Source organism: Sphingomonas sp. F9_3S_D5_B_2, assembly GCF_054263715.1.
The window spans coordinates 187979-200566 of record NZ_JBSZFB010000004.1 but is presented as its reverse complement, the minus strand read 5'-3'; the positions used below and the strand labels follow the sequence as shown (position 1 = coordinate 200566).

General features: G+C 65.5%; 11 protein-coding genes and 1 tRNA gene. 2 read left to right on the top strand and 10 right to left on the bottom strand.

The features are described from left to right. Positions 1-226: 226 nt before the first annotated feature. Positions 227-925 carry a 50S ribosomal protein L1 gene (rplA, locus tag ACUXST_RS12230; RefSeq protein WP_458390262.1) on the bottom strand — a complete coding sequence of 233 codons (699 nt, stop codon included), beginning with the start codon at positions 923-925 and terminating at the stop codon, positions 227-229. Between the two features lie 4 nt (positions 926-929). Beyond that, entirely contained in the window at positions 930-1361 is a 432-nt protein-coding gene (gene rplK, locus ACUXST_RS12225; protein ID WP_458390261.1) for a 50S ribosomal protein L11, read from the bottom strand. 268 nt (positions 1362-1629) lie between these two features. Here rplK and ACUXST_RS12220 point away from each other — a divergent pair, with 268 nt between their 5' ends. After that, positions 1630-3426 carry a calcium-binding protein gene (locus ACUXST_RS12220; protein WP_458390260.1) on the top strand — a complete coding sequence of 599 codons (1797 nt, stop codon included), beginning with the start codon at positions 1630-1632 and terminating at the stop codon, positions 3424-3426. Positions 3427-3481: 55 nt separating this feature from the next. Here the strand turns inward: ACUXST_RS12220 and nusG are convergent, their stop codons facing one another. Together nusG and secE are read right to left on the bottom strand one after the other, a co-directional pair. Further along, positions 3482-4021: a transcription termination/antitermination protein NusG gene (nusG, locus tag ACUXST_RS12215; protein WP_458390259.1), complete on the bottom strand. Its 540-nt coding sequence runs from the start codon at positions 4019-4021 to the stop codon at positions 3482-3484. A 19-nt stretch (positions 4022-4040) separates the two neighbouring features. Beyond that, positions 4041-4262, bottom strand: coding sequence for a preprotein translocase subunit SecE (gene secE, locus ACUXST_RS12210; RefSeq protein WP_458390258.1), 222 nt, complete (start codon positions 4260-4262; stop codon positions 4041-4043). A 145-nt stretch (positions 4263-4407) separates the two neighbouring features. Between secE and ACUXST_RS12205 the strand changes: the two genes are divergently transcribed. Beyond that, positions 4408-6447, top strand: coding sequence for a TonB-dependent receptor (locus ACUXST_RS12205; RefSeq protein WP_458390257.1), 2040 nt, complete (start codon positions 4408-4410; stop codon positions 6445-6447). Here ACUXST_RS12205 and ACUXST_RS12200 read toward each other — a convergent pair. The 6 genes from ACUXST_RS12200 to ACUXST_RS12175 form a co-directional block, all read right to left on the bottom strand. Continuing rightward, positions 6444-7985 carry a winged helix-turn-helix domain-containing protein gene (locus tag ACUXST_RS12200; RefSeq protein ID WP_458390256.1) on the bottom strand — a complete coding sequence of 514 codons (1542 nt, stop codon included), beginning with the start codon at positions 7983-7985 and terminating at the stop codon, positions 6444-6446. The genes ACUXST_RS12205 and ACUXST_RS12200 overlap by 4 nt on opposite strands. Before the next feature lie 127 nt (positions 7986-8112). Further along, a tRNA-Trp gene (locus ACUXST_RS12195) sits at positions 8113-8188 on the bottom strand. Between the two features lie 44 nt (positions 8189-8232). After that, on the bottom strand, positions 8233-10191 hold the full coding sequence (locus tag ACUXST_RS12190; RefSeq protein WP_458390255.1) for a CocE/NonD family hydrolase: 1959 nt from the start codon (positions 10189-10191) through the stop codon (positions 8233-8235). Positions 10192-10262: 71 nt separating this feature from the next. After that, complete coding sequence (locus tag ACUXST_RS12185; RefSeq protein ID WP_458390254.1) at positions 10263-10991, bottom strand: hypothetical protein; 729 nt, start codon at positions 10989-10991, stop codon at positions 10263-10265. Next, positions 10988-11785: a COG4705 family protein gene (locus ACUXST_RS12180; protein ID WP_458390253.1), complete on the bottom strand. Its 798-nt coding sequence runs from the start codon at positions 11783-11785 to the stop codon at positions 10988-10990. The genes ACUXST_RS12185 and ACUXST_RS12180 overlap by 4 nt, the downstream gene beginning before the upstream one ends. Continuing rightward, positions 11772-12509, bottom strand: a complete 738-nt coding sequence (locus ACUXST_RS12175; protein ID WP_458390252.1) for a hypothetical protein — start codon at positions 12507-12509, stop codon at positions 11772-11774. The genes ACUXST_RS12180 and ACUXST_RS12175 overlap by 14 nt, the downstream gene beginning before the upstream one ends. Positions 12510-12588 lie beyond the last annotated feature (79 nt).

Genomic DNA, 12588 nt, shown 5'->3' with positions numbered 1-12588 from the left:
ATCCGACACTGCGAAAAACTGTGGCGGAGATGCAACAGGGAAATCGACAGTCGCATCCGACAAGTCGCTGTCCCAAAGAGAAAAAGGCCGGAAAGCGCCAGTTGTGGCGCCCTCCAGCCTCTTCCTTAAATGCATCAGTCCGCGGAATTCATGTGGCAGTCATGCACCGTTCACCTGCCGTGCTTGCCCGGCGACCAGCCGGTCGGCACGGCAGACGAGCCGTTCGTCAGACTCCGGCGATCTCCGCGAGGTCGACCTTGACGCCCGGCCCCATGCTGGAGCTCAGCGAGACTTTCTCCACGAACTTGCCCTTGGCGCCTGTCGGCCGGTTGCGGACGATGGCATCCATGAACGCGGTGAAGTTCTCCTTGAGATCGGCTTCCGGGAAGCTCGCCTTGCCGATCCCGGCGTGGACGATGCCGGCCTTCTCGACGCGGAACTCGACCTGGCCCGACTTGGCGTCAGTGACCGCCTTGGTCACGTCCATGGTGACGGTGCCGAGCTTCGGGTTCGGCATCAGCCCCTTGGGACCGAGTACCTTACCGAGGCGTCCGACAACGCCCATCATGTCTGGCGTCGCGATAACGCGGTCGAAGTCGATGGTGCCGCCCTGGATGGTTTCCATCAGGTCCTCTGCACCGACGACATCCGCACCAGCGGCGGTGGCTTCGTCCGCTTTCGCGCCCTTGGCGAACACGGCGACGCGAACGCTCTTGCCAGTACCCTTGGGCAGGTTGACGACGCCGCGAACCATCTGGTCAGCGTGGCGGGGATCGACGCCCAGGTTCAGTGCAACCTCGACCGTCTCGTCGAACTTGGCGGTCGCATTGGTCTTCACGAGCGCAAGCGCCTCATCGACTCCGTAGAGCTTCTCGCGGTCGACCGAACCGGCCTGCGCCTTCTGCTTCTTGGTCAGCTTTGCCATGTCGTCAGCCCTCCACAACCTGGAGGCCCATAGCGCGGGCGGAGCCTTCGATGATCTTCGACGCCGCATCGAGGTCGTTGGCGTTCAGGTCCTTCATCTTCTGCTCGGCGATGTCGCGCAGCTGGGAGCGCTTGATCGTGCCGGCCGAAGCCTTCCCCGGCTCCTTCGAGCCCGACTGGATCTTCGCCGCCTTCTTGAGGAGGAAGGACGCTGGCGGCGTCTTCGTGGTGAAGGAGAAGCTGCGGTCCGCATAGACGGTGATCACCGTCGGGATCGGCATGCCCTTTTCAAGCTCCTGCGTGGAGGCGTTGAACGCCTTGCAGAATTCCATGATGTTGACGCCGCGCTGGCCGAGGGCCGGGCCGATCGGCGGGGCGGGGTTTGCAGCGCCCGCGGGCACCTGCAGCTTTACGTAGCCGGTGATTTTCTTAGCCATGATCTCACTCTGTATAGGGCAGCAGCGGGAGGCCGGTGCCCGGTCCAAGTTTAGCGGTCCAGGCGGCCGCCCGTCAGGGGGTGGCCTCCCGCAATGGTTTCCAACATGTGCTGGAGGAGCGGGCCTTTAGCTCAAGCGGGCCAATCGGGCAATGCTTCGCGCCGAGTCACGGCGCGGCAAACTGGTAACGGCCGGGGAACAATGTTAAGTCGTCGTCAGGACCGGCGCTCTCGAGGAGGTCTCGCAAGCGTCAACTGGAGTGTGCCAGATGGCCAATCTCTCGTTCGCCGCCGATTCCGATGCCACGGAGTTCGAAGCAGATTGGTCGGATCTCCGCTTCGGTCAGCTGACCTACGTTGACTCGGGTCACGTCAGGCTGACTTACCAGGACTCCTTTCAGCAGCTAGTCGCGGATTTCTTCGGCAGTTTCACCGATAGCCCGATCAGCGGGACCGTCACCAACTTCGAATATGCGGGCATGTCCCTCTCCGGCATGTCGATCGAGTTGGATCGGTTGCTGAACCTCGCGGAGAGTGCGGACGTGACGACGTTCCTGAAGGGCGTACTTACAGGGAACGATGTCGTGCAGGGCTCGACCGCCGACGAGCAGTTGATCGGCTACGATGGCGACGATCGCGTCTACGGCTTCGGCGGCAACGACCAGTTGGACGGCGGGCGCGGAGTGGACCGATTGCTCGGAGGCGCCGGTGACGATCTCTACATCATCCGGGATGCTACAGATTATGTGTACGAGAACGCCGGTGAGGGCATCGACCGGGTCATCTCGCCGATCAGCTATCAGCTGCGGGCCAATGTCGAGAACCTGTCTCTCTCCGGTTCAGCGGACATAATTGGCCGCGGCAACGATCTCGACAACTCGATCGCCGGCAACGGCGGCTCCAACCGGCTCTATGGCTACGAAGGCAGCGACCGCATCTCGGGCGGTGCTGGCGACGACAGGCTCGACGGCGGCACGGACGCCGATCGGCTCGCGGGGGGGACTGGCAACGACACCTACTACGTCGACAGCACCAGCGACATCGTGGTCGAGAAGGCAGGTGAGGGGACGGACAGCGTTCGGACGACGGCGAACTACACGCTCTCCGCGAACGTCGAGAATGGTGCGGTGGAGGGTTCGTCAGGAGTAACGCTTACCGGCAACGCCATGAACAACGTCCTGTACGGCGGTGCGGGGTACAATGTCCTGCATGGCGGGGACGGCGACGACCGCCTGTATGGCGACGGTGACGCGCTTTACGGCGAGACCGGAAATGACGTCCTGAAGGGCAACCATTCCTATCTCAATGGCGGCAGCGGCGACGATGTCCTGACCAGCCTTGACGACGACGAGGACCAACTGATCGGCGGCGATGGCAACGATCGCTACTACGCAGACGGCTATTGGGAACACACCAATTCGTTCGGGGACTTCTGGCATCCGGACGATGTGGTGGAAGAGCTGAACGGCGGCATCGACACCATCTATGCAGTGAACTTCGATCTACCCGCGAACGTCGAGAACGGCGTCGTATCGGGTAGCTCCGGAACCCTCGGCGGAAACGAATTGGCAAACGTGCTCACCGGTTCCGACGGTGCTGACAACCTGATCGGCGGGGCCGGTAACGATACGCTCAACGGGCGCGCGGGCGACGACAAGATCTACGGGCAATCTGATAATGATGTCGTCATCGCCGGTGCCGGCAACGACTGGATCGAGGGCGGTGCAAGTGCCGACACTCTTACTGGTGGGGAAGGAGCGGACACCTTCAACTTTTTCATGGCCAGCGACAGCGTGACGGGCAGCGGCGACATCATCACCGACTTCCAGGCCGGTGTGGACACACTGAAGCTCACCAATATCGACGCCAACCCGCTCGTGGATGGCGATCAGGCATTCACCTTGGTGTCGTCACCGACCAGCGGCCCTGGCCAGCTCTGGATCGAAGCTGGTTCTCACGGAGCGGTCATCGTCTACGCGGACATCGACGGCGATGCCCTGGCCGACATTCAGATCACGCTGCAGAACGTAGGCAGCACGGATATTACCGGCAGCATCAGCTACTGATCGCGTTCGCGATTGCTGTGCTACTCGCGACTGCCTTTGGCAGTCGCTGCACGCATCACTTGACCCGTTCGACCTGCTCGAACTCCAGCTCGACTGGCGTCGCGCGGCCGAAGATGCTGACGCCGACCTTCACGCGCCCCCGGTCGAAGTCCAGTTCTTCGACCAGGCCGTTGAAGCTGGCGAAGGGGCCGTCGAGGACCTTCACGCTGTCGCCGATCTCATAGTCGACGTTGATCTTCTGCTTGGGCGAGGCGGCGGCGGCGGCGTCATGGCTGTCGAGCATGCGCGCGGCCTGGGTATCCGGGATGGGCTGCGGCTTGCCGCCGGGGCCGAGGAAGCCGGTAACCTTGGGCGTGTTCTTGACGAGGTGGTAGACCTGGTCGTTCATCTCGAGCTTGGCGAGAACGTAGCCGGGCATGAACTTGCGCTCCGACTGGACCTTCTTGCCGCGGCGGACCTCGGTCACCGTCTCGGTCGGGACCTCGACCTGCTCGACGAACGGCTCCAGCTGGAGGCGCTTGGCCTCGCTCTGGATGGAGTCGCGGACCTTGTTCTCGAAACCGGAGTAAGCGTGGATGATGTACCAGCGGGACATGTGTTCGGACCTTTGAAGGTTAGGCTTGCGGCGTGGCCGGACCGCTCAGCAAGCCGAGCAGGAACTTGACGAGGGTGGAGAAGAACGCGTCGACGCCGAAGAAGAAGATCGCGAGCATGCCGGTCATCAGGACGACCATGATCGCGGTCGAGATGGTCTCCTTGCGGGTCGGCCAATGGACTCGGCTGATGCCCTCGAGGCGGACCTGCCTCACGAATTCGCCGGGGGAGACTTTCGCCACGTTGCTTTGCTCGCTTGCAGATAGAAAAGCGCCCCGCGGGCCAAGTGGCCGGCGGGGCTGGGATGCGACTTAGCGGCTGTGGCGCGAGTCTTCAAGGTTGACCTCGCGCATTGCCGGGGCGACCAGTGGCGCAGGGGGAAAGCGGATGGTGCTTGGGGCGCTGTTCATTGCTGCCGTGCAGGCGGGCGCTGCTGTTGCGCCGGCGGCGAACGACGCTCGCCAGCAGGCGCAGCAGGAAATCGTGGTCACCGGGGAGCGCGTCCGGCGCTTGCTCAAGGACACGGCGTCCAGCGTGTCGGTCGCGACGGCACGCGACATCGAGGCGGCCTCGGCGAGCCAGGTCGACGAGATGCTGGCCCTCGTGCCGAACGTGCAGCTTGGCAACGGCAGCCAGGGACCGACTATCCGCGGCCAGGACACGACCGGGGCACTTCACGATCTACCGGCGTTCCTTGGCGGCAACCGGCCGCGGACGACGCTGGTCGTCGACGGGCGGCGCGACACCTACAGCGAGTTCGTGTTCGGTGCGGCGCCGCTGTGGGACGTCAGCCGGGTGGAGGTGTTCCGCAGCCCGCAAACGACCACCCAGGGGCAGAACTCGATCGCCGGAGCGATCTTCGTCACCAGCAATGCGCCGACGTTCCAGCCGGAGGCACGGGCGCGAGCGATCATCGGCAATTTGAGGACCCGTGAAGTGTCGGCGATGGCGTCCGGACCGCTCTCGCCGGACGTCGCGGTGCGGGTCGCCGGAGACCTCCGCTACAACCGGACGGCGAGCCGCATCGCCGACCACATGGTCGCAGCCGAGCCCAACCATGAAGTGTTCGGGACCGCGCACGCGAAGCTGTTGGTCAAGCCGCGGGGGATGTCCAATTCGCAGCTGCAGCTGATTTACGCGCATACCCAGTCGCAGTCGCCACAGGTCCAGGGACTGACGCCGCCGTACCGCGCAAGGCGCGACCTGTCGGCGGGCTACGGTGTGTTCCGGATCGGGGTGGACGCGCTGACGGCGGCGGCGCGCGGCGAGGTCGGGCCCGGAATGGACCTCGACCTGGTCGCCACGGCGGGGGCAAGCAACGTGCGGCGGCTCGCACGTCGTGGCGCAGGGCAGGCGCACATCCGCGGGCATGACTGGTCCGGCGAAGCGGTGCTCAACTGGCGAGCGGGCGAAGGGCTGCGCGGCGTCACCGGTGTTTCAAGGACGCACCTGGCGCTGCGGCAGGCGATCGACTTGTCGATCCTGTCAGGCATCGGGCGCTTCCACGATGCGCAGGACGGGACCGGGCTGTTCGGGGAGGCGGACCTGACGCTGTTTCGAAAGGCGACGCTGACGGCCGGTCTCCGCTATCAACGCGACCGGCAGAACCGCTCCGGAACGCTTGCCGCCTCGCGCCAGGGAACACTGATCCCGCTCGACTTCGATCGCACCTTCAGCGCTTGGCTGCCCAAGCTGTCGCTAGCCTACGACTTCACGGATCGGGTGCGCGCCGGAGTGCTGGTGCAGAAGGCGTACAATCCGGGTGGGACGACGCTTCGCTTCGACACGGGTGCGGCGGACAATTTCGGGGCCGAGCGGCTGTGGGATTGTGAACTGTTCGCGCGGGCCACGTTCGGGCCAGTCTTCACGGCATCGGCGAACCTATTCCGCTACGACGCGCGCAATGCCCAGCGGGCGGAGGAGATCACGATCCTGGCGCCGAACGGGTTCCCGGTGGGCTTTGCCGACCTGTTCAACGTGCCTCGGGCACGCAGTTCGGGAATGGAGGCGGAGCTGAGCTGGCGGCCCGCGGCTGCATTGACGGCGCGGGCATCGATCGGATTGCTCTCCACTCGGATCGTAGAGGCGGGAGCGGCAGCGCCGTTACTCCAGGGCAAGCAGTTCGACCGGGCTCCGCATTTCAGCGCATCGGCGGCCGTCGATTGGGACGCGACGGACCGGCTGCGGCTGTCGGGTCAGGTGCGGCACCATTCGACGTATTTCAGCGACAGTGCGAACTCGCGGATACTGGCGATCGACCCGGCCACGATCGTCGATGCGCGCGGCGAATATCGGCTGGGCACCGTCACGGTGTTCGCTTACGCGCGCAACCTGTTCGACCGCTTCGCGCTGGTCGATCGCGACTTCGGCGCCGCGGCAGCCGAGAACCCGCGAGAAGTGGGGATCGGCCTGGACGCACGCTTCTAGCGCTCCAGGCGCAGATACTCGGGCTGGACGCCGCGCCGTTTCCAATAGTCCGCCAACCCGATGTCCGCGCACAGGCGCGTGAAGCGCGGGTCGTGCCGCAGCGCCGCGCAAGGGGGCGTGAACAACCACTGCACGCTCATCCGCCACCCTGAATCGCTGCCAAGCCGCTGATCGACGCTGGTGCCGGCGCGAACGACCGATCCGCGCCACAGAAGGAAGCCGTTGCAGACCTCGAACGCAGCATCGACTTCGTTCAGGGCGCCGAGGACCATCACCGCGGAAGTCGCGAGACCTCCGGCGGACTTCGCGCCCTCGAGGCAGCTTTTGCGCGCAGTGGCGAGATTGCCTGGAGTGGGTTCGATCAGGGCCGCCAGTGCGGCACGCCAGAATGCGACCCAGGGTGGCTCCTTGAAGTTCGGATCCTTGTCGAGCATGGCCTTGGCCGCAAGCGCGCGTCCGGTGGTTGCGAGGATCAGGAAGTGGACCCACCACACGAACCCGCTCGAGGGCCACAGCGCCCTTGCCTGATCGATGACCATGTCCGCCGCCTGGTCCTGTCGCGCGATCCACAGTTTCAGCGCCCGCCTGCCACGCAGTTCCGCCGACAGCGGCTCGATCGCGATCGCCCGCTCGTTGAGGTCCCAGGACTCGCGATTGAGACCGGTGGACTGAAGCAGGGCGACAAGTTCGGAGATGGCGGGCACGTGCCTGCGGTCCAGCGCGATGATCTGCCGCAGGCGCTGGTCCCGGGTGAACCAGTCGAGAGTCTGTCCTTCCAGCTCATACAGGGCGAGCAGTGCGCTCGGCTCAAGCCGGTCGAGGGCAAGGGCCCTGCGGGCGTCTTCCTGCGCCCGTGCAGCTGTGGACGCGTTGATCCCGGGGCCACCCCTGGTCTGGCTCTGGACGTAAGCGAGTCTGCCTAGTGCCTCGGCACTGTCCGGCCGCAGCTGGAGCGCCTTCCGCAGCATTGCAGTCGTCCTGGCGTTCGCGTCCGGAGCGTCTTCGTTCCGGTTCATCGCGGTCCGAGCCGCAGCAAGCAAGGCATCGAACTGTGCATTCGACCGCCGGTTTGCCAGCAACAAGGCACCGCCTCCCGCGGCGGCAAGGGCGCCGCAAGCCGCGGCGCTGCCGATCACGAGGCGGCGCGAGACAGCCGCACTGCCAGCATTTCGTTGCTCCTCGTGTTCGGGCCCGTCGAGATATTGAACGATTGATCCGGTCAGGCGGTATCCGGTGCGCGGGACCGTTTCGATTTCGAACAGGCCGGGCGCGGTCTCACCCGCGATCTTGCGGAGCCGCGCGATGGCGCGGTTGAGGCTGTCGTCGCCGACGAATACGCCGCCCCAGGCGTTTCCGAACAGCTCGTCGCGGGTGACGACGCTGCCGCGGCCGTCGAGGAGCAGCAGAAAGACCTTCATGACGATGGGTTCGAGGTGAGCGCGTCCGGCAGGACCTTCGACCACCCGGCGAGCGGGGCTCACTGTCAGGGGGCCCGCCTTGATGTCAGCGCGGCCGGCAAGATCGGCGACCTTCAGCATGCCAGCGCCAAGCCCCCTTCGCGCGATCAGGAGATGATCAGCTGGTCATCATCGCACATGCGGGCGGGCATTTCTACGCAGCCGCAATGCGATACCGCGGCACGTGGTCCATGGCGGGACTAACGGCTGGCAGGGGCAGAGGGACTCGAACCCACGACCCTCGGTTTTGGAGACCGATGCTCTACCAACTGAGCTATACCCCTAGGCCGCCGCGCGAGGTAGCCAGCACCGGCCCCTTACGCAAGGCTCAGCGGACGACCGGCAGCCCGATCCAGGTGCCGTCGGCGCCGGTGAAGACCTTCTGGGTCGCCGCCCGGTAATCGGTCGGGCGGGCGAAGAAGATGTTGGGAACGAACGTCTGAGGGTTGCGGTCGTAGAGCGGGAACCAGCTCGACTGCACCTGGACCATCAGCCGGTGTCCGGGCTGGACTACATAATCGACATCCGGGAGCCGGAATTCATAAGTGAGAGGCTTGTTGGCCGGGATTGCCGTCGGACGGGCCGGATCGTCGCGGTAGCGGCCGCGGAGGACGTCCATGGCGATCGGCAGCTCGTAGCCGCCCATTTCGGGCTTCTGCGGATACTGGTCGGGGTACACGTCGATCAGCTTGACGATCCAGTCGCTGTCGGAGCCGCTGGTCGAGGCGACGAGGTGCACCTGCGGCGTGCCGGCAAGCTTGAGCGGCTGCGTCAGCGGCGCGCTTGAATAGGTCAGGACATCCGGCCGAGCCTCGGCGAAGCGCTGATCGTCGACGAGCCAGTACCGCCATGTGGAGCCGTTCGAATGGGGCGAGCTGTTGGGGCGCGCGCGGTAGGTGACCGGCTTTGCAGGATCGGAGATGTAGGTGTCGGCGCCACGGGCCGCCGGCGCATCGAACCCGACGCGGGCGCCTGGTGCGAGATAGAGCGGCGTCAGGCCGGCGGAGCAGCCGCTGGCGCAGGCGCTCGGCCAGTCGGCCAGGCGCTGCCACTGGTTGGCTCCGGCTTCGAAGGCGGTGACGCGGGCGATGTTCGCTGGTGGGCCGTCCTTCAGATACTGGTTGAGGAACGGCAGCATGACGTTCTGACGGAACCACTTGCCGGTATCGCTGCCCCACTCGAGCGCGCCGAGCGAACTCGCGCCGCCGTTGGCCTCGCCATGATGCCATGGGCCGAGCACGAGGTGCGCGTTGCCGTCGTCATTGTTCTTGACGGCCGCGAAGGCCGCGGGGGCCCCGTAGATGTCTTCCTGATCCCACAGGCTGTCAACGAACAGGGTCGGGACCGTGAGCGGCGCGCGGGCCAGGATTTTGTCGACAGCCTGGCCTTGCCAGAAAGCGTCGTAGGCCGGGTGCTGCGTCAGGCGATTCCAGAAAGGCAGCTGCTGCATGCCCATCGCGTTGCCGTAGGCGCCGGCCGAGCCGTAGCGCAGGTAGGTGTCGTAATCGTCGTAGGCGTTGGTGAACCAGTTCTCGTCCGAACTCTTGGTTGCCGTCTGGCTGTAGATGTAACTGATCATCTCCTGCCGGAAGGCGCCGTTGTGGAACCAGTCGTCCCCCTTCCAGACGTCGACCATCGGGTTGATGGGAACCGCCGCCTTGAGGGCGGGGTGCGGCCCGACGAGGCTCATCAGCGTCGTGAACCCGTCGTAGCTGGTGCCGATGGTTGCGACGCGGCCGTTGGACTCGGGCACGTTCTTCACCAGCCAGTCGATCGTGTCGTAGGCGTCCGTCGAATGGTCGACGGCCGTGGGATTGAGCGGGCCACGGATCGGCCGGTTCATCACGTAGTCGCCCTGCGACTTGTACTTCCCGCGAACGTCTTCGGCAGCGACGATGTAGCCGGCGCGGGCAAGCTCCGAGTAAGCAGGCGAGAGGACGTTCTCGAGCAGCGGACCGCCGCCGCCGCGGCTCGTCAGGCTATCGGCCGAGTAGGGCGTGCGGTCGAGCATGATCGGGGCATGAGTCACGCCCTTCGGGATGATCATGACGACATAGAGCTTGGTGCCGTCGCGCATCGGCACCATCGCCGTGCGGCGAACGTACTGGAAGCTGGAGCGCGGAGCGGTGAATGTTGCCGGGATGTCGCCGCCTTTAGGGATCGGCGGGACCTGGACCGGGTGGAACTTGGAGGGGATATCGCCCCCTGGCTGAACGGCGGACTGCGACTGCGCGGAAATCGGCGCTGCAAGCGCCAGCGACATTGCGAAAGCGACCAGTTTACGCACGTTTATCCGACTCCCCTCGAGCGACGCCGCGCTCATGGCACGGCCCGCGGACGGCAGCAAATCGGCGTCGACTACAGGTTGAGCCCGAGGCCTGCGTACAGGTGGTAGCCGGTGCGGTGGCCGGACCAGGTCGGGCCTGCGGAGACCAGGACAGCATGATGTTCCGAAATCTTCACGATCCCGCCGAATCCGGCGTTGGTTTCGGCTGATCCCGCGGCGGCATCGCGGCCTTGGCGCGCGAGTTCCGCTCCGAGCGATACTTGCTCGTTGAGGTCGTGGGTCACCGCGGCGGCGACTTGCCAGAAGTCGCGGTTGCCGGCGCCCGGATTGATCTCGTAACCGCCGCCGCCGAACAGGCTGGTTCCGCCGGCGAAGTCCTTCTGCACCCAAGCGGGCAGCAGGACCCGCGCCTTGCCGCCATGCTCGAGGCTCGAGGTTGGCAGGATGACCCGAGGGAACACTGCTGCAGAGATACCGCGGCGCTCGTCATGGATGACGCGATACTTGACCGCGAGCTCAAGATCGCCGGTGCCCGCCCGCCACGCACTGGACGCCTCGTGCGAGAGGCCCACAGGAACGGTCGCGGTGAGCTGCACGTCCTTGGCGACGCCGTAGTTGAGGTCAAGGCCGGTATCGTCGTCCAGATCGGATCCGCGGCCCCCCGCGGCGGTGAAGGCGAAAATCTCCCAATGGCCGACGTCGGTCGGCGCTGGATCGTCGGTGAGGTAGGGCGGACCGGCAAAGGCGGGCGCTGCACAGCTCACGAGGAGCAGGGCAGCGGCGACTCTCGACGACTTCACGCCCGCGCTTCGGCCTGGCCGGGGTGTCGCCCGGGACGCTGCGGAAGCACCAGGATGAGAAGGACGATTACGCCCGCGAGCGCGACGGAGGCGATCGGACGGCTCATCTCCAGCCCGCCTTTGGACAATGGCTTGTCGAGCCAGTCGCCAACCGTTGCTCCCAATGGCCTGGTGAGAATGAAGGCCGCCCAGAACAGCAGAACGCGCGACACTCGGGTCGCGAAATAGAGCAGCGCGATGACGGCGAGCGCGGCCCCGAAGATCAGCGCTCCACCGGAATAGCCGAGACCGTCGGCGATCCAGTCGCCCAGCGCAGTGCCAAGCGTCTGTGAGAAGGTAATGGTAAGCCAGTAGAAGCTTTCCTCGCGCGGGCCCGAGACCGTGTTGACGTCGATGCTTCCCAGGCTCCGGTACCAGGCGAACAGGGAGACGGCGACGCAGGCGAGGAGGAGCAGCGACCCGCCGGGATAGCCGATGCCCAGTGAGCGGTCGGCGAAGTCGGCGAGTGTGGTTCCGCAGGTCGTCGAGGCGACAATCGTCGCCCAGTAGAGCCACGGATGGAATTTGCGGGCGCGGATCTGCACGGCGACCAGCATGAGCAGCAGGATGCCGAATATCGCCGTGCCGATGAGATATCCGTTCGGCACGGGGTGGTCGGTCGTTTCCCCGAGCCAGGTCATGGTGAGCGTGTCGCCGCCGGTCTCGCCGAGAGTCGTTGCCAGGATCTTGATGATCCAGAAGCCCAGCGTGACGGCCGGGACCTTGCTGAGGATCTCGCGGCTAATCTGTTGCACGGTCATTGCTCCCTTGCCGGTCCGGCCGGCGGCGCCACGCGACAAGAACCACCACAAATGCCGCGCCGGTGATCAGTGTCGAGAGCGGCAGGCCGATGGCAAGCGCTTTGTTCTCGGCAAGGAAATCACCCATCGCGGTGCCGGCCGTGCGCGCGATGCCCACGATGGCCCAGTAGGCGAGAAGGGAGGTGGACCCCCGCGTGACCGTAAGCGCACCCAGCAGAGTGGCGAGCAGCACAAGCGAGGCGGGGCCTTGCCCGATGACGTGCGAAGCGTCGTCACCGATGACGGTGCCGAGGACGCCCGCGCTCAACATGGCGAGCCAGTAGATGGCGTGGGTCCTGGGAAGTCTGCGTTCCAAGCCCGCGTTGGCTCGCGCGAGCACATGCATCCGCCACACGAAGCCCGCGAGCAGAACAACGAGCGCGAGCGCGAGGACGATGGGCTGTATGCGCACGCGGAACGCCAGGAAGTCGGCGATGTTCGTCGCGCCGGTGCGGATGATGATGATGACCAGCCAGTACCACGCTTCGTGACGGCTGCTGTCTCCGCGTTCGGCCATGAAGGCGAGGGCCGCGAGGGCGGCAAGCACGAGCAATCCGAGCCCGATGCCGAGCCCGCTTCCATGCGCATAGAGGTCACCGAGATTGGTGCCAAACACGCTGGCGAGGGTGATCGCCACCCAATAGCGCGCATTCACCGTCGGGACGTGGAAAGCCTTCATCGTCGGGTGAAGTCCTGGGAGGAGGTGCGATCAGGCGGAGTAGTGGAACGTGTGTAGCTGCTACTCGGTCACCTGTTAC

Coding starts and splice junctions, on each gene's coding strand:
- ACUXST_RS12220 (WP_458390260.1), top strand. CDS start 1,630: ATGGCCAATCTCTCGTTCGCCGCCGATTCCGATGCCACGGAGTTCGAA.
- ACUXST_RS12205 (WP_458390257.1), top strand. CDS start 4,408: ATGGTGCTTGGGGCGCTGTTCATTGCTGCCGTGCAGGCGGGCGCTGCT.
- ACUXST_RS12200 (WP_458390256.1), bottom strand. CDS start 7,985: ATGCTGAAGGTCGCCGATCTTGCCGGCCGCGCTGACATCAAGGCGGGC.
- ACUXST_RS12175 (WP_458390252.1), bottom strand. CDS start 12,509: ATGAAGGCTTTCCACGTCCCGACGGTGAATGCGCGCTATTGGGTGGCG.
- rplA (WP_458390262.1), bottom strand. CDS start 925: ATGGCAAAGCTGACCAAGAAGCAGAAGGCGCAGGCCGGTTCGGTCGAC.
- rplK (WP_458390261.1), bottom strand. CDS start 1,361: ATGGCTAAGAAAATCACCGGCTACGTAAAGCTGCAGGTGCCCGCGGGC.
- nusG (WP_458390259.1), bottom strand. CDS start 4,021: ATGTCCCGCTGGTACATCATCCACGCTTACTCCGGTTTCGAGAACAAG.